Source organism: Aliiglaciecola sp. NS0011-25 (genome assembly GCF_040370605.1).
Classification (GTDB): Bacteria; Pseudomonadota; Gammaproteobacteria; order Enterobacterales; family Alteromonadaceae; genus Aliiglaciecola; species Aliiglaciecola lipolytica_A.
In genome coordinates this window covers 186,834-209,119 of record NZ_BAABWR010000002.1, presented here as the reverse complement: position 1 = coordinate 209,119, position 22,286 = coordinate 186,834, and the positions used below count along the sequence as shown (strand labels likewise).

At 40.5% G+C, this 22,286-nt stretch carries 21 protein-coding genes; 2 read left to right on the top strand and 19 right to left on the bottom strand.

Annotated features, from left to right (window positions below; all coding sequences use genetic code 11):
- Nucleotides 1–15: 15 nt before the first annotated feature.
- Nucleotides 16–2,550: a TonB-dependent receptor plug domain-containing protein gene (locus ABWV72_RS02775; RefSeq protein WP_353368576.1), complete on the top strand. Its 2,535-nt coding sequence runs from the start codon at nucleotides 16–18 to the stop codon at nucleotides 2,548–2,550.
- Nucleotides 2,551–2,940: 390 nt separating this feature from the next.
- Here the strand turns inward: ABWV72_RS02775 and ABWV72_RS02770 are convergent, their stop codons facing one another.
- The 18 genes from ABWV72_RS02770 to yceD form a co-directional block, all read right to left on the bottom strand.
- Complete coding sequence (locus ABWV72_RS02770; RefSeq protein WP_353368574.1) at nucleotides 2,941–4,824, bottom strand: DUF885 domain-containing protein; 1,884 nt, start codon at nucleotides 4,822–4,824, stop codon at nucleotides 2,941–2,943.
- A gap of 86 nt (nucleotides 4,825–4,910) precedes the next feature.
- Nucleotides 4,911–6,362: an amidohydrolase gene (locus ABWV72_RS02765; protein ID WP_303499891.1), complete on the bottom strand. Its 1,452-nt coding sequence runs from the start codon at nucleotides 6,360–6,362 to the stop codon at nucleotides 4,911–4,913.
- 2 nt (nucleotides 6,363–6,364) lie between these two features.
- Complete coding sequence (locus ABWV72_RS02760) at nucleotides 6,365–7,537, bottom strand: M14 family metallopeptidase (RefSeq protein ID WP_216046555.1); 1,173 nt, start codon at nucleotides 7,535–7,537, stop codon at nucleotides 6,365–6,367.
- Between the two features lie 220 nt (nucleotides 7,538–7,757).
- Nucleotides 7,758–8,603: an HAD family acid phosphatase gene (locus ABWV72_RS02755; RefSeq protein ID WP_216046554.1), complete on the bottom strand. Its 846-nt coding sequence runs from the start codon at nucleotides 8,601–8,603 to the stop codon at nucleotides 7,758–7,760.
- Nucleotides 8,604–8,650: 47 nt separating this feature from the next.
- Nucleotides 8,651–9,424, bottom strand: coding sequence for a glycoside hydrolase family 75 protein (locus ABWV72_RS02750; protein WP_303499887.1), 774 nt, complete (start codon nucleotides 9,422–9,424; stop codon nucleotides 8,651–8,653).
- Nucleotides 9,425–9,497: 73 nt separating this feature from the next.
- On the bottom strand, nucleotides 9,498–10,271 hold the full coding sequence (locus ABWV72_RS02745) for a TatD family hydrolase (RefSeq protein WP_216046552.1): 774 nt from the start codon (nucleotides 10,269–10,271) through the stop codon (nucleotides 9,498–9,500).
- A 22-nt stretch (nucleotides 10,272–10,293) separates the two neighbouring features.
- Nucleotides 10,294–11,181 (bottom strand): DNA polymerase III subunit delta', encoded by an 888-nt coding sequence (gene holB, locus ABWV72_RS02740; protein WP_216046551.1) that lies wholly within the window; start codon nucleotides 11,179–11,181, stop codon nucleotides 10,294–10,296.
- On the bottom strand, nucleotides 11,166–11,804 hold the full coding sequence (gene tmk / locus ABWV72_RS02735) for a dTMP kinase (protein ID WP_303499886.1): 639 nt from the start codon (nucleotides 11,802–11,804) through the stop codon (nucleotides 11,166–11,168). The genes holB and tmk overlap by 16 nt, the downstream gene beginning before the upstream one ends.
- Nucleotides 11,805–11,824: 20 nt before the next feature.
- The gene (gene mltG, locus ABWV72_RS02730; RefSeq protein ID WP_216046549.1) at nucleotides 11,825–12,823 is read right to left on the bottom strand and encodes an endolytic transglycosylase MltG; all 999 of its coding nucleotides are present in this window, start codon (nucleotides 12,821–12,823) and stop codon (nucleotides 11,825–11,827) included.
- Nucleotides 12,816–13,649 (bottom strand): aminodeoxychorismate lyase, encoded by an 834-nt coding sequence (gene pabC / locus ABWV72_RS02725; RefSeq protein ID WP_353368569.1) that lies wholly within the window; start codon nucleotides 13,647–13,649, stop codon nucleotides 12,816–12,818. Before pabC ends, mltG begins: the two co-directional genes overlap by 8 nt.
- 86 nt (nucleotides 13,650–13,735) lie before the next feature.
- Nucleotides 13,736–14,974 carry a beta-ketoacyl-ACP synthase II gene (gene fabF, locus ABWV72_RS02720; protein WP_216046547.1) on the bottom strand — a complete coding sequence of 413 codons (1,239 nt, stop codon included), beginning with the start codon at nucleotides 14,972–14,974 and terminating at the stop codon, nucleotides 13,736–13,738.
- Between the two features lie 77 nt (nucleotides 14,975–15,051).
- A complete protein-coding gene (acpP, locus tag ABWV72_RS02715; RefSeq protein ID WP_008844663.1) occupies nucleotides 15,052–15,291 on the bottom strand; it encodes an acyl carrier protein in 240 nt (79 codons plus the stop codon).
- A 178-nt stretch (nucleotides 15,292–15,469) separates the two neighbouring features.
- Nucleotides 15,470–16,210, bottom strand: coding sequence for a 3-oxoacyl-ACP reductase FabG (fabG, locus tag ABWV72_RS02710; protein WP_353368566.1), 741 nt, complete (start codon nucleotides 16,208–16,210; stop codon nucleotides 15,470–15,472).
- 12 nt (nucleotides 16,211–16,222) lie between these two features.
- Entirely contained in the window at nucleotides 16,223–17,152 is a 930-nt protein-coding gene (gene fabD, locus ABWV72_RS02705; protein WP_353368563.1) for an ACP S-malonyltransferase, read from the bottom strand.
- A gap of 34 nt (nucleotides 17,153–17,186) precedes the next feature.
- Entirely contained in the window at nucleotides 17,187–18,146 is a 960-nt protein-coding gene (locus ABWV72_RS02700; protein ID WP_303499883.1) for a beta-ketoacyl-ACP synthase III, read from the bottom strand.
- A gap of 3 nt (nucleotides 18,147–18,149) precedes the next feature.
- Nucleotides 18,150–19,181: a phosphate acyltransferase PlsX gene (gene plsX / locus ABWV72_RS02695; protein WP_216046543.1), complete on the bottom strand. Its 1,032-nt coding sequence runs from the start codon at nucleotides 19,179–19,181 to the stop codon at nucleotides 18,150–18,152.
- Between the two features lie 2 nt (nucleotides 19,182–19,183).
- Nucleotides 19,184–19,354 (bottom strand): 50S ribosomal protein L32, encoded by a 171-nt coding sequence (rpmF, locus tag ABWV72_RS02690; RefSeq protein ID WP_216046542.1) that lies wholly within the window; start codon nucleotides 19,352–19,354, stop codon nucleotides 19,184–19,186.
- Nucleotides 19,355–19,364: 10 nt separating this feature from the next.
- On the bottom strand, nucleotides 19,365–19,898 hold the full coding sequence (yceD, locus tag ABWV72_RS02685; RefSeq protein ID WP_216046541.1) for a 23S rRNA accumulation protein YceD: 534 nt from the start codon (nucleotides 19,896–19,898) through the stop codon (nucleotides 19,365–19,367).
- A 108-nt stretch (nucleotides 19,899–20,006) separates the two neighbouring features.
- Between yceD and ABWV72_RS02680 the strand changes: the two genes are divergently transcribed.
- Nucleotides 20,007–20,600: a Maf family protein gene (locus ABWV72_RS02680; RefSeq protein ID WP_353368560.1), complete on the top strand. Its 594-nt coding sequence runs from the start codon at nucleotides 20,007–20,009 to the stop codon at nucleotides 20,598–20,600.
- Nucleotides 20,601–20,623: 23 nt separating this feature from the next.
- Here ABWV72_RS02680 and rluC read toward each other — a convergent pair whose 3' ends face one another.
- Entirely contained in the window at nucleotides 20,624–21,583 is a 960-nt protein-coding gene (gene rluC, locus ABWV72_RS02675; protein WP_342808153.1) for a 23S rRNA pseudouridine(955/2504/2580) synthase RluC, read from the bottom strand.
- Between the last annotated feature and the right edge of the window lie 703 nt (nucleotides 21,584–22,286).

Genomic DNA, 22,286 nt, shown 5'->3' with positions numbered 1-22,286 from the left:
CAGGACATAACATACATGAAAAAAACACCTATATTCAAAGCCAAAGAACATTGGTTAAAAGTCGCGTTAATGATGAGTGCTTCAACAGCAATTTTTACAGCCTCACCCACTTTTGCTCAGCAACAGTCAGATCAATCAGCAAATAATTCGGTAGAAAAGATCAGTGTCATAGGTTCTCGTCGTCTAGGACGAACAGTGGAAGATAGTCCAGTTCCTATCGATATTATTGGTGGCGATGCCCTCAACACAACCGGTCAAACAGAAACAAATATGATCTTAGGCAGTTTGCTGCCAAGTTTTAACTTTCCTCAGCCTTCATTAACAGATGGCACAGATCACGTTCGCCCTGCACAACTGCGTGGTCTAGCACCTGACCACACGTTGGTTTTGGTTAACGGTAAGCGTCGCCATTCTAACGCTTTGCTTAATTTAAATGGCTCTACAGGACGTGGTTCCTCAGCTGTTGATTTAAATGCAATACCAGCTAATGCGATTGAACGTATTGAAGTATTAAGAGACGGCGCAGCTGCGCAGTACGGCTCCGATGCTATTGCCGGTGTCATCAATATTGTTTTAAAAAGTGCGAGCAGCGGTGGTTCAGCATCAGTGACCTATGGCGCAAACGTAACCACTATGGACGGCGTTCCTGATTTAAACGATGTAGGCATTGGTGAAGACGGTAATTTAAGCTTTACTGAAGGTGGCGATCGCGAATTAACTGATGGGCAAACTACGACGCTAAGAGGTAATATTGGTTTAGAGCTTGGAGATGACGGCTTTATTAATATTTCAGCTGAATTTCGGGACCGCAGTGCAAGTAATCGTTCTGACTACGATACTCGCGAAAACTACGGGCGCTTGGAAGACGGTTCACTCGACCCTCGCGAACTGACCTGGGATCGCTACAATCATAATTTTGGTAATGGTGACGTAGAAGATATGGCCGTATTTGTGAATGCCGGCCTAACATTGAATGCAGAAGCTGAATTATATGCCTTTGGCTCATACAGTACCCGAGAAGGTGAAGGCGGTGGATTTTATCGTAGAGCACAAGATAGCCGCAATATTGAATCTATTTACCCAGATGGATTTTTACCTATTATCACTTCAGATATAAATGATTATTCATTGGCCACTGGTATAAAAGGTGATTTGAGCGATTGGAATTATGATGTATCAGCAGTTTACGGTGAAGATGAATTTAAATTTGGGGTAATCAATAGCTTAAATACATCTCTTGGGCCAACTAGCCAGACAGAATTTGATGCAGGAACTCTAATTTACGACCAGTTCACTTTAAATATCGACCTAAGTCGAGAAGTTGACGTAGATGGATTAGCCAGTGGGGTTAACGTAGCGTTAGGCGCAGAGTATCGCCACGAAGGTTACGAAATTAAAGCCGGTGAAGAAGCATCCTATATCCAAGGTGAATTCGATGGTGCAGCAGGCTCGCAAGTATTCCCAGGGTTTACTCCTGAATCAGCTGGTGACAACAGCCGCCACAACATCAGTTTGTATGTGGATTTAGAGGCCTATGTAACCGATGACCTGAACGTGACTGTAGCTGCACGTTATGAGGATTATTCTGATTTCGGTTCAACAGTGAATGGTAAAATCGCTACCCGTTATACGCTTACCGAAGACATCGCACTTCGCGCATCTGTATCAACGGGGTTTAGAGCGCCATCTCTACAACAACAGTATTTCACCTCAATCGCGACAGTCTTTGTTGACGGTGAACCAACCGAAACCGGTACTTTCTCACCTAGCAGTGATGTCGCAATAGCCCTTGGTTCGCCGGGTCTAGATGCTGAAGAATCAGTAAACTACGGAGCAGGTATCACCTGGTCTCCTGATTCTAACGTGAGTGTGTCTGTTGATTATTACAACATTAAAATTGATGATCGTATCGTGTTATCTAACAACCTATCAGGTGCGGAAATTGAAGCCTTGTTAGCAGGTACAGGCGCTAACCGTGCACGCTTCTTTTTAAACGCTATTGATAGTGAAACTTCAGGTGTGGATGTAGTGGTTTCATATAACACTGACATTCAAAACTGGGGAGATATCGCCTTTAATGCGGGCTTTAACTACAATAAAAACGAAGTTACCGACATCATAGATCCGCCAGATGTGTTAGCCGGTGCAGGCTTTGATCAAGACAACTTATTTTCAGATGTAGAGTTACGTCGTTTTGAAGTTGGCTCGCCTAAAACCAAACTTAACCTAAGTGCAGTTTGGAGTATGGATGAATGGCATGCCACATTGCGAACCACTCGTTATGGGGAAACTCAAGAGCCATCAACAGATCCGGCAACAAATGAAGTATTACCTAACAAATGGGTGACAGACTTGGATGTCAGTTATGACGTATCCGACAATCTAACCCTTACCTTAGGGGCAAATAACTTGTTTGATGTATACCCTGATACTACCCGTGAATTAGTCGATGAAGTAAGCACCTTTTCACGATTGTTCCCATACTCTGGCTTTTCACCGTTTGGTTTCTCAGGCCGTTTTGTCTACGGTAAAGTTTCAGTTACTTTCTAATTTTTTCAATGAGTGACTTTTGCTGAACAGCAAAATGAGATTGAAACGCGAGAATATAAGTGGATACAGTGAATGCTGTATCCACTTTTTTATGGTTTTTCTGTTTAATCCATTGTGTTTCTGGGCAGACAAAATCATACCGACTTTAATTGACCGAGCTAATCACCCAGTATAGAGGTAAGCAATTTTTCGCCCACACATATCCCGTCAAATCTGAAACTGATTTTCTAAGGGGGCTTTTCTATAAAAGTAACCTTTCTTATTGTTTCGCTTTCGATGGTGTGTGAACAAAGGTGTTTATTTAGAATACCATTGATCATTTCAAGCAAACTGAAATGATCAATGTTCTTCGAGTAGCAATACAAGATTTTAATTCTTGCATATACAAATTTAGATTTTTGAATCTATCCATGCATGTATATTATCTGTCAATACAGTTAAGTTAACCGCGCCATGGATAAGTATTTGATCGTTAAATTCTGGCAAAGAAAATTTATCTCCCAATTTTTCTTTAGCCAATTTACGTAATTCAAGAATACGAATTTGCCCCAATTTATAAGAGGTCGCTTGTCCTGGCATGACAGCATAGCGCTCTACTTCTCTGGTTATGGATGCGACACTTTGCCCAGTATTTTTGTACATCCAGTCAATTGCCTGTTCTCTACTCCACTTCTTGTAATGGATTCCCGTGTCTACCACGAGTCGAGCGGACCTAAAAAGATCTGATTGCAATCGACCAATATCACCTAGAGGATCGTCATCGTATAAGCCCAGTTCTTTAGCAAGTAATTCTGCATAGAGCGCCCAACCTTCACCATATGCGCTAAACCACAGCATATTCCGAATCATAGGCATATCGTCAATTTCCTGAGCGATACTCACTTGTAGGTGGTGACCAGGGCTGGCTTCATGATAAACCAAAGTCGGTAACGAAAGGATTGGCCAGTCAGCCGTGTCCTTTAAGTTGATCCAAAAAATACCTGGGCGAGAACCGTCTAGGTTTGGTGAGGTATAATAACCACCAGGAGAGTTGTCTTGTTCATAAATTGATATACGACGAACTTCAACTTCGGCCTTTGGAATGGTGTTAAGAATATTAGGCAGTAATAATTCTACTTCTCGCATTTGTAAGTTGAGATCGTTCAACAACGTATTTCGCCCTTCATCGGTATTTTGATATAAATTGGCAGGATCTTCTGACAAGCTAATGACTCTTTCGATAACATCGCCTTGCGAGTAACCGACAGACTTTAGGAGTAAATCTAGTTCAGCCTTAATGCGTGCAACTTCGTTTAACCCTAGTTGATGAATTTGTTCGGCGTTCAAATCGCCAGCACCAAAGTTTTGCAGCGCTAAATCATAGCGTTTTTCACCATCGGGCAGCGCCCAAATACCTGGTTCACTTTGTGCTGAGGCTAAAGTGGCAGTAAGTGCTTGGTGAAGTCTGGCATAACCTGGATAGACTTTTTCCAATGTGATTTTTTGAGCACGTTTAACATACTCTGCGCGCTCTGCATCACTAATACCTTCCACCGATTTTAAACGGTTATCTAACACCACTACTAGTGGGTTTTCAGCGGGAATGGAACTCGTCATGCCATTGATCACATTTAACGCACCTTCAATGGCAAATTTAGGTGGGATTACACCGTGTTTGGCATCTAAGCCCACAACATCAGCCATATCTGTAAATGCTTCTTCTAACAAACTCAATCTCGTCAGATAGTTTTCTACATCCGCTTTATTATTTAGTGGCTGTTCAGTTTGAAGGGATCTTGGTAAGTCTATGTGTATACCCGTTAACTGAGTTATTGAATAGGGGGTATAAATTGAAAGTGGATCAAATGCGCCGAATACATAGGATTCAAATCGTTTTGTCATTGCAATGGCATTAGCTAAAACATCATAAGTCGTTGCCGCAGTTCCAACTAATAGTGAACGGTCAATTTTCAATAATTCAGCTTCCATTGAATCTCGTAAAACTTTTGAATTGGCAATATTTTCAACGGAATAGTCTGCAAGTTTGTGGTTAAAGCCCCCCCCGAAATATTCTTCCGAAACACCTAAGGTTGTCGCCAGTGTTGGTGTGCGCTGCAATAACGCTTTAGTTTGTTTGTCCATCAAGGCTAAAAATGCAGCCGTTTCGTCTTGATTAGTTTGTTGTTGAACTACTAATTTAACGTCTTGCTTACTCTCTGGCATTTGAGGATTACTAAAACAAGCCACTAAGTTAAGTGTCATTGCTGTTGTGATGCATATTTTGAATAATTTCATATTTTCTTCCCTTGCTTTGGGTTTACTTTTGAGAAGTATTTACTTTTCTCTATCCTAAAAAATTAGCTTAATACAGCTATTAGCACTTATTTTTTTCTATATTCGAGAGCTGGAGCACGATCACCAATCATAGACTTATATTTCAACGAGTCTTTTCTTTCAAGGTATTCTTTTTTCGCTGCTTTAAGATTATCAGGATCCGCGAACAAACTGATTGCGGTTTTCGTTAATACATCACTGGCTAAATACATGCCCTTATATCCGATACCTGTACCACTCATTGCTGAAGCTTGCCAAGTATGGGGGGGTGTTCCTCTTACCCAGGTAGCACTTGAGATTCCTACGGTAGGCACCTGCCAACTAACATCACCCACATCGGTAGAAGCTGACCATACAGTAATTTTTTCACTAAATGGAAGCGCCGTGCTGTGCTCATCATCACTAAAAGAATGGTTTAAGGTTTGACTGATTTTTTTAGCAAATTGTTGTTCATCTTTGGATAATTCAATAGGTTTGGCAGCTAAGATAGCTTGGTCGGCTAACCTAGATAAGGCAACGTTAGGAAGCACACTCCATACACCACCGGTAACTTCGACCTCTACTTTGGTTTGGGTACCAAGTGCAGCACCATTTGCCGCATTAGTGACTCTATCCCACAGAGATAATACCACCGCAGGTTCTGGAGAGCGGACGTAGTAATATACTTCGGCAAACTCAGGAACAATATTTGGCGCTGTGCCACCATGGGTAATAACATAGTGAATACGAGTGCCGTCTGGAACATGCTCCCGCATTAAATTTACCATCATGTTCATAGCTTCCACTCCATCTAACGCAGAACGCCCTTTATCAGGTGCCGCGGCAGCATGTGCCGCTACGCCATAGAAACGAAACTTACCGCTTTTGTTGGCCAGTGAAGTATACGGAGCTGCTGTTGTGCTATCCGATGGATGCCAATGTAAGGCAACGTCCACCTCATTGAACAAACCTTCCCTCACCATATACACTTTACCAGAACCGCCCTCCTCAGCTGGCGTGCCAAACACTTTTATCCGACCTTGTTTGGGGTGTTCATCTAAATAATCAGCTAGCGCCAACGCAGATCCAATTACGCCACCTGCAAACAAGTTGTGGCCACAAGCATGTCCATCATGTACATGATCATTACTTACAATCGGCTGTTTATCAGGTGTATTATTGACTCCCATTCCTGGAAGCGCATCCATTTCAGCGAGTAAACCAATTACTGGTCCACTTTCACCGTATTGTGCAACAAAAGCAGTTGGCATTCCTGCGATCCCTGCTTTTACGGTGAATCCGCGTTCAGTCAGTACTTTTTGCATCAGCGCACTACTATTATGCTCAAGAAAGCCTAATTCAGGTGACTCCCACATGGTCTTAGCAATTTGTTTCATTACCGGTTGGTATTTGTTAGTGGACGTTACATCTTCTTGGTTTTGTGCCAGTGCAACATTTGCAAAACTAGTTATTACACACAATAAACTTGCTGCTATTCCCTGGTTAACTATTTTTTTCATGATTATTTCTCGCAGTTAGTTTGTTTGCAGTTATCGATATAAAAAGATTCTGGTGCCGTGGCAATAAGAGTACTGATCAACGTATTGGCAGCATGCCTAGCAACATAGCGGGTTTTTTCATCCGGTTCATTGTCACCCACTTCGTATGTCACACCGTGTACTTTATAAGTGTCGGCAATAAATTGTTTAAAAACCCCTTTTCCAGGAGATGTGCCGGGTTTATCAACCACTTTAAATACACCTTTGGTTTTTTCTTGCAGTGCGGCTAACCAATCTATTACCAAAGATGTAGGAGCAATATTTTCTTCCATCGGAATGCTGTAAAAAACATTGTTATAAGTTGAGTGGAAGTCCATTCCCATCACTATTTTACCGCCGCCTTGGGTGATCTTATCTAAATATGTTTTCACCGCTTTGGTTTCAGGTTGCGAGAAGGTATTCCAATCCCGATTAAGATCTTTATGACCAAGATTATGTCGCCAATGCCCATTCGCAACACCATCAGGATTTAAATTAGGCACAACCAACACATTAAAACGAGATAGAAATGCTTTTTGGCTAGCTGTAGTGGTTAGGAATTCATCTAAAAAAGAAAACATTGCCACCGCCCCAGTTACTTCAGGTGGATGTTGACGGCCAATAAAAACAACCCATTCGGTATTATCTTTATTTTCCAATACGAAAGCTGAAATAGCACGACCTTCAGAAGAGTTGCCTAAACTAAAGGCTTGTATGTTAAATTTATTACCCGCTGATTTGAGCCAAGTTGTGTAAGCATCATTGGGAACGGGTCGTTGAGCTGCAACATAGGTTGGTGTTGAACTAACATCAAGTTCAACTAACATACCCTGCTCATTTGTATCAAATGCTAAACCATTCCAGTTAACTTGATCTTTGCTGACTTTAGGAAGGTACCTGGGTGTATATCCTTCAAAGGTTAATAATATATTTACGGTTTTAGGCACCTTTGTTTGAACACTAAAATAATACCAAGGACTGGGGTTGACGGTCTTATCTTCAGGCATAAAAGTTAGCACGTATTGCCCGCTTTGATTTAATTCGCAATTATCTAAACGTCCTGATTCAAAATTAGCTGAAAAAGACAGCTCCTCAAATTCGCAACCGTTGGCGATAACGGGAGCAAAAGCCAATATAACTAGTAGTATTCGAAACATGAATTCTCCATAAGGTAAACGCAGGTAGGATAATCTAAGCATGGTTATTTTATATTTAGTATTAAAGGTTAAAATTTAATGGCTAATATGGCTCTGTAACGAAAGTGTACAAAAGCCATAATTAGGAAATTTATGGTCAACGATGGTTAATTTAGAGCTTAGGCACATTCGTGCGTAAATTTAAAATGAATACCACATCGATTTTGTGACTAACTAACAATCAAAGTCCCTTGAGGTTTTGAAGTGTTGGTTTGTCTAAAACCTGTATCCATGAACCATAAGTAGGATTGCCTAAAACAAACCATTTCACTCCCCAATTATCTTGGTATTGAGTGACTAATTCTTTTCGCGTAGTTGATGAAATAGCAGATTTCACATTCGGTAAAAAGTCGCCTAGATCATCACCGATCAACATGATGATACGATAGGACTGTGCAACCAATTCACGTCTTGATTGTTTTTCAGAACTCCAAGTTGATTTTTCTTTTTTTAGAAATAATTGCTTAGCATTAACCTGTTTTATGCCTACATTCTTTAGGTTATTTATGGTTTCCTGCTTTTGTGGACAGCTATCTGAAACACTTTTTCTGGCCTTACATTCTCGGTTGGTAATATAAATAATCTCTATACCCATTTGTTGAGCATGGTTGATAAATGCCACTGCTCCTGGAATCTCTGGTGCGGCTTGCATCGCCACCCATTGATCCCATTTTTTTGAGTCATAGGTGTGATTATGCAAAATCATATCAGCTTGAAACTGTGAGTTATCGAGCACTGTTTCATCTATATCTAATACAATAGCTGGTGGTAAATTAGCATAATTATTTTGTTGTTCTACGGCTGAAGTCCAACTTGTATCATTTAACGCATTGGTTAATTGCAGCTCTGCCGCTTTATAGGTTTGTAGCGCGTTTGCTTGGTATTCTGCAGAGGTTTGCATCCACAAAGTACTATTCAAATTGGTTAACTCATTAGTGGTATCGACTGATGATTCCTTATGGATCACCACACAACCGCTAAGACTCACAACCACGGCAAGACTAAAAAGACCTACTAAAAATCGCATCTACAAAAACTCCTAACTATCTTCTATTTACCATCGTAATGGCACCTTTACATTGATGCTGAACAAGCCAAAAGACTTTCGGCACCACCAACCGATTCTACTAACTCTTTGCCAACACTATGTATTTCTTCAATATCTAATGGCCAAGGATATTTTTTCGACGAATATGGGAATAATACGTAAAGAATATTTCCTTTTGGTTTGCCAGCCCCATTTCGTGGATTTACATTCGTTCCACCAAGATTTTCGGCTAAAGCCATAGATATCTCTCCCAAACTGGCGTTCGAAGGACCCACATCTGCCACTACAAAGGCACTACTTTCACCGGATTTGAGGTTAAAAGCCATGCCAATATCACCTAGTCGGCCTGTCCCTTTTTTACTGTAAAATTTACCGGGAAAAACTAAATACGGAATTTTGGTTGCATCAACATATCGAGACACGTCCAACATATCTTTATTTTTATCAAACAAAGACGTTTTGGATATAAAATAGCCCGCAAACTCACCATCTTCTTGAATATAGGGCTTTGTTGGATCATTTGGATCTTGAACTAAAACAGAATTCCACCAACTATGGTTTGGATAGCCTGCATTTAAATAATTATCTAACCCCGTATTATCGGGGTGATAAGCGTTTGGCGCACCGTCAGCGTCTATCGCTTTATGTTCAGTTTGAAAAATAAAGGCTGACTTAGATGAATTAAGTAACAACCTTTCTTGTTGGTAATTTTGCCAAGAATCAAAGTCACACTCTACTGCATGAACTAAAAAAAATGGTATTGATAAACAGACTAGGAACGTTTTTAAACGATTTTTCAACTGAAACGACTCCTAACGCTAAATAATTTAAGTACAAACTATAGTCTAAACTAGCCTTATCAGAGATTATTGTTTATCTACGGGTTATTCCATCAAACAAATCGTAAAAGTTTTGAGTTGTCACCGCTGCTAGTTCTTCAACACTCACGCCTTTAAGTTGAGCGATAAATTCGGCCACTTCGACCACATAACCAGGTTGATTTTGTTTGCCACGATAAGGTATTGGAGCCAACCATGGTGAATCAGTTTCAATTAACAACTTGTTTAATGGCAATGCTTTCACTACTGCTTGCAGCTCTTGAGCAGATTTAAACGTAACTATTCCTGAAATCGAAATATAAAAGCCCATTTCAATAGCAGCTTCCGCCATTTCTAAAGATTCAGTAAAACAGTGCAGAACGCCTTTAGTATGTTCAGCTTTGTGTTCTCGTAACAACGCTAAAGTATCTTCACGGGCATCACGAGTATGAATAATCAGTGGTTTCGATAACTCGTTGGCAACTTTTATATGATCAACAAAAGATACCAGCTGTACCTCTTTGGTGTCGCTACTGTAGAAGTAGTCTAAACCAGTTTCACCCACAGCCACCACCTCGGGTCTTGACGCCATGGCTAATAAGTCAGCATAACTGCATGCATCTTCTTGATGCAGTGGATGAACTCCGCAGGATACAGAAACGTCATCAAGTTCAGTGACTTTAGATAACATTTGTGGGAAGTCTTTTACCGACACAGCCACACATAGAAAGTGTTCAACTCCGCGCTGTTTAGCAAAGTGAATAACCTCTTTAAGTTCTGCGCTTGTTTTGTCTAATTTGTCTAAATGACAATGGGAATCAACAAACAAAAATAACTCCTCTTATAATTTTTTATTGGCTAATTAACCGACGATAATCCGTCAACATATCAGATAATATCAACAAACGATTCACGCCGGGATTTTGCAAAGCAATTGAGGCTTTTATTAATTTATCTTCTAGCTTCCATAACAAGCTATTATGCAGTCCCGTCATAGCTAGTTGTGACAAATCATATTGCAGCCATAAAACCACTTGTTCTGCTTCTTTTTGCCACTTTTCTGCGAGTGCTAAAGTGCTGGTTTGTGCTTTTTTTAACTCATCTAAAGACTGCGTGAAATCAGTAAAAGTAAAACCTTCTTTATTGGCCAGCTGAGAAATGATTTTTAATGGGCATTGACCATAAATACGAATTATATCGTCGTTAACACCTGCAACATTTTGGGAGGCTAACCACTGTTTACACTGCTGAAAACTCGGCGCGTGTAAATTGACTTTTTCGCAACGACTGATAATAGTAGGCAATAAGCGTTCAGGATAAGCGGAAACTAAAAATAAAAATGTATTTTCCGTGGGCTCTTCTAAGGTTTTTAAAAGTGCATTTGCAGCAGACTCAGTCATGCTTTCTGCCTGCTCTATAATTAACGTCTTATTACCCGATAGATGGGCTGTGCTAGTCAGCTTTTGAATCGCAACACGAATCAGATCCACACCAATTTGTTTCTCAGATACAACGCGATGCAAATCAGGGTGCGATTGTGCATCGAAAAGTGTACAAGATTGACAACTCCCACAAGGCTTGTTTGAGAGACTTTTACATAAAATGGATTTAGCTAATTGATTACAGAAATCGGTTTTGCCAATTCCCACCGGTCCCTTAACTAAAAGAGCATGATGCAAACTACTATTTTGCGCACGTTGACTAAGTTGTCGATAGGTTTCATCTAACCAAGGGTACACGATTGATCCTTTAAAAAGGTCGTTAAAGCCGTCTTAATATCTCGATGTACCAATTCGATTTTCTGCATTGTATTGATTGTGAAAATGCTGTCATCTTGCTCACACAATTGTAGATATCGATTTCTGGTCCGCTCAAAAAAAGAAATGTCTTCCAACTCTATTCTATCAAGCTCTCCCCTGCCTCTAGCTCGTTTCAAGCCTTCAGTTGGCTCAACATCCAAATACAACGTAAAGTCAGGTTTAAAGCCATTCAATGATAATTGACTTAAGGTAGTCATCTTTTGGCTTGAAATACCTCGTCCGCCACCTTGATAGGCTTGAGAAGATAAATCGTGACGATCACCAATCACCCAACGCCCTTGGGCTAAATTTGGTTTGATGACATTTTCAAGCAATTGCACACGAGCGGCATACATTAATAACAATTCGGCTTCAATTGTCACTTTTTCCTGCCAAGCATGTTTTACACATTCACGAATAGATTCAGCCATAGGCGTACCACCAGGTTCACGGGTACAAACCACCTCTAATCCCGATAGTTCGAGCTGTTCTTTGACCGTGGCGATTGCGCTGCTTTTACCCGCACCTTCTAGGCCTTCAATAACAATAAATTTACCAGACATTCAATTAGTTACTTTTACTTCTATTTAAGTTGATATTGCCTTACGGCTCGGTTGTGTTCTTTTAAGGTTTCTGAGAAATAATGGGTGCCATCACCTTTGGACACAAAATAGTATTCTTCTGTATACAATGGGTGCAATACGGCATCGATACTTAGTTTGCTTGGCATTGCTATGGGCGTTGGAGGTAATCGCTTAATAACATACGTATTATAAGGAGTAGCTTGTCTCAGATCTTTGCGTCTAATATTACCATCAAATGCATCGCCCATTCCATAGATTACAGTAGGGTCTGTTTGTAAACGCATTCCACGATTGAGCCGATTAACAAAGACCGCAGCGATTCTTGGACGTTCAATTGGCACCCCTGTTTCCTTTTCCACAATCGAAGCCATAATTAATGCCTCGTAAGGATTATTGTAGGGTAAATCCATTTGTCTGGTTTGCCATGCACTGGTTAAGTAGTTTTTTAATGCTACATGGGCCGTTTTTACAATGTCTTCTACTTTGGTGCCATTGGTAAAGTGATATGTATCTGCCAATAGCCATCCTTCTATAGACTGACCCGGTAAATCAGGGGACAACATCTCCAGCCATTGCTCGTCAGTTTTTGTTGATTTGATTAAATGCGGGTGATTGTTTAATTGCACTAACCAATCTTGCCAACGTAGGCCTTCAATTAAGCTTATTTGATAGGTTTTTTCCAATCCTCTGGATAATTTATCAAACATATTGCGCGCGCTCATTCCTAAACTCAACTCATAGGTTCCGGCTTTGATTTGACTTAGTTCTGGTTCGAGTTTTAATGCAGCTTTAATAAGCACCGGATGCTTTAGTATTGAGCGTTCATATAACTTATTTATTACGGAGTGGGCGTATTGTCCTTTTTCGACCACCAAAATTTGACTACCCACTATATTCAACGGGTTGTTAAACGCGGTGTTTATCTGATACACCAATACAATCATGACAGCAAAACTTAACACTATGGTCGCTAATAAAAACTTTAACCACCTACTCATTTAAAACTACCTCGTGTTGATTGGTACTGAACCAATCAGAAAAGACACTTTGAGTGCTATCTAACATTAATTTTTGTCCGTCAATAACGAAGGTTTTGACTTTGATAATTTTCATAAGGCTATTGGATATAAATGCTTCATCGCAATCGAGTAACGACTGCAAAGGATGATTTGATATGGCCAAAGGCACCTTAGATTTCCCCATTACATTAACAATATGGTTACGCATAACGCCGGAAACACCGCAATTATCTAAGTTTGGTGTAAACCACTGTGTTCCTTTGCGCCAAAACAGATTCGCTGCGCTACACTCAATAACATGCGAATCTGTGTCACACACAATAACATCATCAACCTGCATGTTTCGCATTTCGTGTTTAATTAATACTTGTTCTAATCGATTTAAATGTTTAATACCGGCTAATAAAGGTTGTTTAGCCAGTTGGATAGTGCTTAACCCTAGCGTCAAACCTTGTCGACTTAATTCTGCGTAGTGTTTAGGCATGTCAGAAACACTCAAATAGCAGTGTGGCGACGTGACTCCAGCGGTATCATAACCTCGGCCTCCATACCCTCTGGAAATGACTGCCTTTACAACCTGGTTTTCATGAATTAACCCAAACTGTTCAAGCTTACCTTGCAAACTATGCCAATTTGTAAAATCGATATTTAATCGAGCACACCCCTCTTTTAATCTCGCTATATGTGCATTTAACAGTTCAATTTTATTATTTGTTACACACATGGTCGTAAAACAACCGTCACCATAGGTTGCAATCCTATCGCTGCTTGATATACGGTCATTAGAGGAAAGTTCGATTATCATTTTTTACCAACAAAAAAGCCCAGTAAGAACTGGGCTTAATCTTAAACTATTGAATGTGCTAAGCAATAATTCAATTTAAAATGATACTACATTCTTTTAAATAACAAAGAACCGTTAGTACCACCGAAACCAAACGAATTACACAGTGCATATTCCATACTAACTTTTCTTGCCGTATTAGCAACAAAGTCTAAGTCACAACCTTCACCTGGATTATCCAAGTTGATTGTGGGAGGCGCAATCTGATCACGCAAGGCTAACAGCGTAAAGATTCCCTCTACTGAACCGGCCGCACCAAGTAAATGACCTGTCATTGACTTAGTTGAACTGACCAGAACTTTATCTGCAGCAGCACCGAAAATACGTTTTACCGCAGCGACTTCAGCCTTATCACCTGCAGGTGTAGAAGTACCATGAGCATTAATATAACCGATTTCAGTAGCCGGTAGATTGGCATCGTTTAATGCATTTTCCATCGCAGCTGCTGCACCTTCACCATCAGGTGGAGGAGAAGTCATGTGGTAGGCATCACCGCTCATACCAAAACCAACTAACTCGGCATAAATGGTTGCACCTCTAGCCACAGCTTGTTCGTACTCTTCAAGCATAACAACCCCTGCACCCTCACCCATAACAAAACCATCTCGGTCTTTGTCCCAAGGGCGGCTAGCTTTAGTCGGGTCATCGTTGCGTGTTGATAATGCTCTCGCTGCTGCAAATCCACCTAATCCCAAAGGTGAAATTGAAGACTCGGCACCGCCTGCTAACATTGCATCGGCATCACCATAAGCGATAGTGCGAGCAGCTATACCAATATTGTGTACGCCGGTAGTACAAGCGGTAACAATATTTAAATTTGGGCCTTTCAGTCCTTCAAAAATAGATAAGAAGCCTGAAATCATATTAGTAATAGTGGCAGGAACAAAAAAAGGAGTTAGTTTTCGTGGACCACCGGCTAACATTTTCTTATGGTTTTCTTCGATAAGGCCTAAACCACCGATACCGGAACCAATTGCGACACCTACTCTTTTCGCATTTTCAGCTGTTATTTCTAACTTCGAGTCGGCTAAGGCTTGTTTTCCCGCGGCTATTCCTAATTGAATAAAGCGGTCCATCTTTTTTGTTTCTTTCTTGGGGATATAACTTTCCACATCAAAATCTTGGATCTCACCGGCAAACCGAGTGCTAAAATCAGATGTATCAAATGATGTGATGGGACCTATTCCACTTTTACCTTGTAAAATGCCTTCCCATGTAGTGTTGGTGTCTCCACCTAATGGTGTCAGCATGCCAAGACCAGTTACTACTACGCGACGTTTAGACACATAGGCCTCCGCATAAAATTCATTATTTTAAGTATAAAGAAGAAAACGGCCCAGATTGAGCCGTTTATAGGAGTATCTTACGCGTCTTTATTAGCGTTAACGTAGTCGATTGCAGATTGAACTGTAGTAATTTTCTCAGCTTCTTCATCTGGAATCTCAGTATCAAACTCTTCTTCCAAAGCCATTACCAATTCAACAGTGTCTAATGAATCTGCACCCAAATCATCCACAAATGACGCTTCAGCTTTTACTTCTTCTTCTTTAACGCCCAATTGCTCGACGATGATTTTTTTAACGCGCTCTTCGATGTTACTCATGATTCTAGTTTTCCCTATAAGTAGCTAGAGTTTAAATTTCCGGTAGTTTATTCAGCTAGCCTCTGTCTTGCAAGCAAGACAATTAACTTTTTATCTGGTCAAACCACCGAATCAAATTAGTCTAATAAACAATATATTATCAATCAACCTTAAAAAGCATGACTGTTTAATATGTCTATTAGCCCATATACATACCGCCGTTTACATGGATAGTTTCACCCGTAATGTAAGCAGCATTATCACTTACTAAAAAGCTAACAGCCGCGGCAATCTCTTTTGGCGAACCTAATCTGTTAGCTGGAATATCTTTAAAAATGGCTTCTTTTTGCTCGTCAGTCAATGACTTTGTCATATCTGTATCAATAAAACCTGGCGCGACAACATTTACTGTGATGCCTCGTGAAGCAACTTCACGTGCTGTAGATTTACTAAAACCTATCACACCCGCTTTAGCTGCAGCGTAGTTTGCTTGCCCTGCGTTACCAGTGGTTCCAACAACTGAACCAATATTGACGATTCTACCATTGCGTTTTTTCATCATGCCACGTAAAACCGCTTTAGTCAGTTTAAAAATTGGAGTTAGGTTAGTATTTATAATATCTTCCCATTCCTGATCTTTCATTCGCATCAGCAAATTATCACGTGTCACACCTGCATTATTCACTAAAATATCGATTTCGCCATGATTTTCTTTAATTTTAGCTAATACTTCATCAAGAGATGCCTGATCAGTTACGTTTAACGTTAGACCTTGACCACCGAATTTAGACAGGTATTCAGTAATTGAGTCAGCACCTTTATCAGATGTGGCTGTGCCAATTACCACAGCTCCTTGTTCTGCAAGTGACTCTGCGATAGCACGTCCAATACCTCGACTTGCCCCAGTTACCAGAGCAACTTTTCCGTTTAAATCCTTCATTTTAATACCCTATTACAGTAGATTTTGGACTGATTCGACCGTGTTCAAAGCGTCTGTTTCTATGGATTTATTGATACGTTTTATAAGACCAATAAGTACTTTTCCCGGCCCGACTTCGTATATTTTTTCAACATTTTGACTAGCTAAAGACTCAATAGTCTCTGTCCATCTGACCGGACAATAAAGCTGTCTTACAAGTGCGTCTTTAATGCTATTTGCGTCTTTAGGTGAATTTACATCGACATTATTAATGACCGCAACACTCGGTTCTGCAAATGCAATTGACTCAATTAACCCAGCTAACTTTTCAGCTGCCGGCTTCATTAATGCGCAGTGCGAAGGCACACTAACCGATAATGGTAAGGCTCTTTTTGCACCCGCTTCTTTACACAAATTTGCTGCGACTTCTGCAGCTGAGGTAGTTCCGGCGATAACCACTTGTCCAGGTGAATTAAAATTCACCGCTGAAACAACTTCACCAGTTTGTTGTTGCGCCTTTTCACAAGCTTCTAGAATTAAATCATCTGCCAAGCCTATGATGGCATACATAGCCCCTTCACCTGCTGGGACAGCTTGTTGCATGAATTGTCCTCTAGCTTCGACTAATTTGACGGCTTCTTTTAAGCCAATCACATCGGCACACACTAGCGCAGAATATTCACCTAAACTGTGCCCAGCCATATAGTCTGGGTTGGCGTAACCTAAATCCATGAGTAATCTGTAGATTGCGACGCTCGCTGTAAGGAGCGCAGGCTGAGTTATATGGGTTTGATTCAGCTGCTGATTTTCATCATGTTGCACTAAATCCCATAAATCATAACCTAAGGCTTCAGAAGCTTCACTAAAAGTCGTTTGAATTTGTGGATACTTCGCAGCCAGATCGGCTAACATTCCAACTGTTTGAGATCCCTGACCGGGAAACACAAAAGCTTGTTTAGTCATAAATCATACCTTGGGTGTATTTAAACAAAAGTAATTAATATTTTACGAGCGCTGCTGCCCAGGCGAATCCACCACCAAATGCTTCTAACAATAGATTTTGGCCACGTTGTATACGCCCATCTCGTATTGCTTTATCTAGTGCTGTTGGCACTGTTGCAGCAGATGTATTACCGTAATTTTCTAAGGTTAGAACAACTTGGTCCAAAGACATTTCTAACTTTTTGGCCGTTGCTTTAATAATCCGGAAGTTTGCTTGGTGAGGAACCAACCAATCTAAATCCGATTTTTCCATATTATTTGCTTTTAAAGTCAGCTCGACGACTTCACTAAGTTTAGTGACAGCGACTCTAAAGACTTCATTTCCTTTCATGCTACCCCAGTTTTCATGCACAGATTGTTCATTGCCATGTTCAACATGTCCAATTTGTAACAAATCTCCGTAGGAGCCAGCAGCATTAATATGAGTTGACAGAATACCAGGCTCTTCACTGGCTTCAAGCAGTGTTGCGCCAGCAGCATCGCCAAACAAAATCAGCATTGATCGATCTTCGGGATTGATCATTCGAGACAAACAATCCGTCCCAATAACTAAAACCCGTTTAACCATGCCTGTTTTAATGTATTGATCTGCAACACTCAGGGCATAACAATAGCCAGCGCATGCAGCAGCGATATCAAACGCAGGGATGCCGTCAATATCTAATGCTTTTTGTATTTCACAGGCGGTGCTAGGAAGAGCGTATCGTCCGCTTGTCGTGGCACACACAATCATATCTATAGAGCGTTTATCAATACCTGCAGCTTCAATGGCTTTAAGCGATGCCTCATATCCCATTGTTGCAGCAGTTTCATCCGCTCCTATAATTCTTCTTTCTTTTATTCCCGTTCGATCGGTTATCCACTCATCAGTCGTATCTACCATCATCTCGAGATCTGCGTTGGTACGAACTTCTGCAGGGTAATAACTTCCAGTACCTATTATTCTTGAGTACATATTTTAAGAGCGCTCCATTAAAACGGATTCAATTTTATCTTTTATTTTTTTCGGAACTTGCCGTTGTACTTCTTGTTCAGCTTCCTTAATCGCAAACAAGAAAGCATCCGAAGAAGCATTACCATGGCTCTTGACCACAATTCCGCGCAATCCTATCAGACTAGCGCCGTTGTACTGGTCGGGGTTCACCCTTCGATAGATTTTTCTTAACAGTGGAAGGGCTATTTTGGCTAATAATTTTGTCCACCAGTTTTCATTGGATACGCGCTTAGCTTCTTCTAAAACAAGGGTCGCTAAACCTTCACAAGCTTTCAAAGCGATATTGCCAACAAAGCCATCAGTTACCACAACGTCAGCACAATTAGTAAAGATATCATTACCTTCGACAAAACCAGTATAATTTATTCCTGGAGCTTGTTGTAACAACTGGGCAGTAAATTTTACTTGGTCATTGCCTTTAATTTGTTCTTCACCAACATTTAGCAAAGCCACTCTTGGATTATCAACTCCAGCGACTTCCTGTGCTAAAACCGATCCCATAACCGCATATTGAAATAAGGTTTCTGAATCACAATTAACATTAGCCCCTAAATCCAATAGAAACAACTTATGATGATCATCAGTGGGTAATGCAGATACTAAGGCTGGCCGGTCAATACCTGGTAAGGTTTTTAACACATGATAAGCAATAGCCAATAGCGCACCAGTATTACCGGCACTAACGCATGCATCAGCATCACCGCACTCTACTCTTTCCAAAGCACGGCGCATGGACGAATCTTTTTTATTTCGCAGGGCTGAACTTGGTCTTTCATCCATAGCAACATGTTCTGAGCAATGCTGAATTTCAACACGTTCTTGGATTGATCTATTTTGGGTGCTAATAACTTTGGAAATGATTTGTTCATCACCACAAAGTATAAAATGCAAATGGGGAATTTCGTGCAGTGCTTTTAAAGCAGCAGGAAGAGTTACATGGGGGCCGTTGTCGCCCCCCATAATATCTAACGCAATGGTTAGACGGCTAAAAGTCATTGCTAGTCAGCGATAACTTTTTTGCCTTTGTAGTAACCGTCAACAGTCACGTGATGACGAAGATGCGTCTCACCTGAAGTTGAATCTACAGACAAAGTCGCTCCAGTCAAAGAATCGTGTGCACGACGCATACCACGCTTTGAACGAGTTTTCTTGTTCTTTTGTACAGCCATTACATTACTCCTAGTCTCGCTTAAGTTCTTTCAAAACCGCGAAAGGGTTTGGACGTTCATCGGCCGGTTCAATCTTACCAAACTGCATCTCATCCCGCTTTATTTTGCAATCCTCCTCTGCATGAAGGGCGACAATAGGCAAAGACAATATTAGTTCATCCTCGAACAACTGCAGTAGATTGATTTCTCCATGGTCATTGACCTCTACCGGTTCGTAAATGTCCGGCAATTCAACTGCATCATCTGTTTCAACTGCTTTCCGTCTAATCGGACTAAAACAAAATGATGTGTGAATTGAATGAGCAAATTGCTCATTACATCTCTGACAGACAAGCTCCACTGATGTTGATAGTTGTCCTTGAAAAAAATTCAGACCCTGCTCGTCTTTATCGAATCTTACTTCAGCTTCAACAGTATCAGCAGCGGTGGCCACTGCGCTAAGAAAACGCGCCATGTCAGAAGTCATCATCACACCCTGATAATCAGAGCGTTTTGTAGCACTTTTGACTGGTTCGATAAACTTGGGCAATTTCACTTTCTGCATAGGGCGCGCATAATATAGATTGTAAAGCCGTTAGTCAAAGGAAAATATAGCTAAAAGTACCCTATTCCCTATAATAATTAAGACTTTTTATTAACAGAACGGAAAATTGTGAAAATTGTACTCGCTTCCACTTCGATATATCGTAAAGCGCTCCTTGATAAACTGCAACTCGATTTCACTTGCCACAAACCAAATGTTGTTGAAAGCCGTAAACCTAAAGAATCAGCGAAACAGATGTCGTTACGATTAGCGCAAGCAAAAGCTGAAGAAGTGGCTGAGCATTATAATAGCGGACTAATAATAGGTTCGGATCAAACCGCAAGTTTGGATAATGAGATATTAGGAAAACCAGGGAATGCTAAAAACGCTAAAGCACAATTGCAACAATGCCGCGGTAAAGACGTCACATTTTACACCGGTTTAAGTGTTATTGAGGCGGCCAGCAAAAAACAAATATCTATAGTAGAAGAATTCAAAGTAAGTTTTAGAGACTTAACTGACAAGCAAATTGATAGTTACATTGCCAAAGAAGCCCCATTTGACTGTGCCGGTAGTTTTAAATGCGAAGGTTTAGGCATTAGTCTGTTTACCCAATTACAGGGGCGAGATCCGAATTGCTTAGTTGGCCTGCCACTGATTGCCCTATGCGATGTATTAGCTGAATTTAAAATCGATGTGCTTACATTAAACTCGCAAGTTTAGATTATTTCACAACGCAGTGAAATTTAGGCTTCTCGTTTTCTTAATTCTTTGAGCACATTGCTTAATGAACTATCCAGATTAGCCGTGTGACTCATTTGCTTTCCGCTAACTGGGTGCACGTATAATATTCGATGCGCATGTAAAAATAATCTATTCAGACCTAGTTTTGTCATGTAATGATTAAACTCTTCGTCCTTATACTTGCTGTCACAGGCAATTGGATGGCCAGCGTGTTGACAGTGCACGCGTATTTGATGAGTCCGTCCAGTAATCGGTGATGCTTCAACTAATGTGGCTTGGGCAAACGATTCTAAAATACGAAATCGAGTTTCAGACTCTTTGCCTTCTGTAGAGACAGATACTATACGTTCGCCAGATTTTACAATATTTTTAAGTAATGGCGCTTTTACTTTAAAGCGATTTTCAGGCCAGTGCCCTTGAACCAATGCTTGGTATCGCTTATCCACCGTTTTTTCACGTAGTTGTTCGTGTAAGTGTTTTAGCGCAGAACGTTTTTTAGCTATTAATAGACAACCTGATGTATCTCTATCTAGGCGATGCACTAACTCAAGGAACTTAGCCGTAGGACGTAACGCACGTAATGCCTCTATCACTCCAAAACTTAAACCACTGCCACCATGCACTGCCATTCCGGATGGTTTGTTAACTACTATTAACACTTCATCTTCAAATAAAATGTGTGATTCTAAAGTTGCTACTTTATCAAGCTTAGTAGAAGGAGCTTGGTTATTGGATTCAGACACTCTGATGGGAGGTAACCGAATCTCATCTGCGTCAACTAATTTATATTCAGGTTTGACACGTTTTTTATTCACGCGTACTTCGCCTTTACGCAAAATTCGGTAAATCATACTTTTTGGAACGCCTTTTAACAAAGTACGTAAAAAGTTATCAATTCTCTGCCCCTCGTGCTCAGCGTCGATTGCTAAAAATTGTACTTTATCAAAGTTTGAATCCGTCATTTAAGGGCCCGTAGAATTTTGCTATATGAGTTTCGATTTAGCCTAACGCAGTTTGATTGCGACGCTGATTTGACAGCCCAGTGGTCAAACGCTAGCTTTTAGCAATATAGTCCATCAGGCTCAGCGCCTATTCTAACTTAAATATTTAAATTAGGTTTAAAATTTTAATTGCTTGCCAGAGTGTTAGGTTTAATGTGATAATCCGACCGTTTAGCTGGCTTTGCAGTTGCATAGCAGTAAACAATGCGATGAAAATTAGAATTTGTATGGCATCAACGAAATAAAATTCGTAACACATAATGATGCATTGCTGCTGTCGAAGTGAGTATTTTTTCGATTGGTTGAGCAAGCAAATTCACATCTCATCATGCGATATACAATAAAAAAGTACCAATCGCAGAATAGTAAGAATTGAATTTGGCAACAAACTGATGTGTTTTGTTTAACATCACGTCAGTTTGGAAAGATAGACAAAAAATTTATTGGGGTGAGGCGTTTCACCCAAGGGTCTGAAGTTAAAATTACAACTCGTAAAACTTTAGTTTCCCTAATGAAATCATATGCTTAAGGTAACACCTTGGCACATCCAAACGCGCACAAGATCTGTTTTTACAGTCGTGAGACTGAAAGTGATTTCAGCTTGATGCAGCTTGCAAGCCACGTTTTTCAGTTCTAAATTATTCCGCATTCGGTACTAAAACCG

Coding starts and splice junctions, on each gene's coding strand:
- rluC (WP_342808153.1), bottom strand. CDS start 21,583: ATGACGGATTCAAACTTTGATAAAGTACAATTTTTAGCAATCGACGCT.
- ABWV72_RS02770 (WP_353368574.1), bottom strand. CDS start 4,824: ATGAAATTATTCAAAATATGCATCACAACAGCAATGACACTTAACTTA.
- tmk (WP_303499886.1), bottom strand. CDS start 11,804: ATGTCTGGTAAATTTATTGTTATTGAAGGCCTAGAAGGTGCGGGTAAA.
- fabD (WP_353368563.1), bottom strand. CDS start 17,152: ATGACTAAACAAGCTTTTGTGTTTCCCGGTCAGGGATCTCAAACAGTT.
- yceD (WP_216046541.1), bottom strand. CDS start 19,898: ATGCAGAAAGTGAAATTGCCCAAGTTTATCGAACCAGTCAAAAGTGCT.
- mltG (WP_216046549.1), bottom strand. CDS start 12,823: ATGAGTAGGTGGTTAAAGTTTTTATTAGCGACCATAGTGTTAAGTTTT.
- pabC (WP_353368569.1), bottom strand. CDS start 13,649: ATGATAATCGAACTTTCCTCTAATGACCGTATATCAAGCAGCGATAGG.
- acpP (WP_008844663.1), bottom strand. CDS start 15,291: ATGAGTAACATCGAAGAGCGCGTTAAAAAAATCATCGTCGAGCAATTG.
- ABWV72_RS02765 (WP_303499891.1), bottom strand. CDS start 6,362: ATGAAAAAAATAGTTAACCAGGGAATAGCAGCAAGTTTATTGTGTGTA.
- ABWV72_RS02775 (WP_353368576.1), top strand. CDS start 16: ATGAAAAAAACACCTATATTCAAAGCCAAAGAACATTGGTTAAAAGTC.
- ABWV72_RS02760 (WP_216046555.1), bottom strand. CDS start 7,537: ATGTTTCGAATACTACTAGTTATATTGGCTTTTGCTCCCGTTATCGCC.
- plsX (WP_216046543.1), bottom strand. CDS start 19,181: ATGACTTTTAGCCGTCTAACCATTGCGTTAGATATTATGGGGGGCGAC.
- fabG (WP_353368566.1), bottom strand. CDS start 16,210: ATGAAGGATTTAAACGGAAAAGTTGCTCTGGTAACTGGGGCAAGTCGA.
- ABWV72_RS02700 (WP_303499883.1), bottom strand. CDS start 18,146: ATGTACTCAAGAATAATAGGTACTGGAAGTTATTACCCTGCAGAAGTT.
- rpmF (WP_216046542.1), bottom strand. CDS start 19,354: ATGGCTGTACAAAAGAACAAGAAAACTCGTTCAAAGCGTGGTATGCGT.
- ABWV72_RS02755 (WP_216046554.1), bottom strand. CDS start 8,603: ATGCGATTTTTAGTAGGTCTTTTTAGTCTTGCCGTGGTTGTGAGTCTT.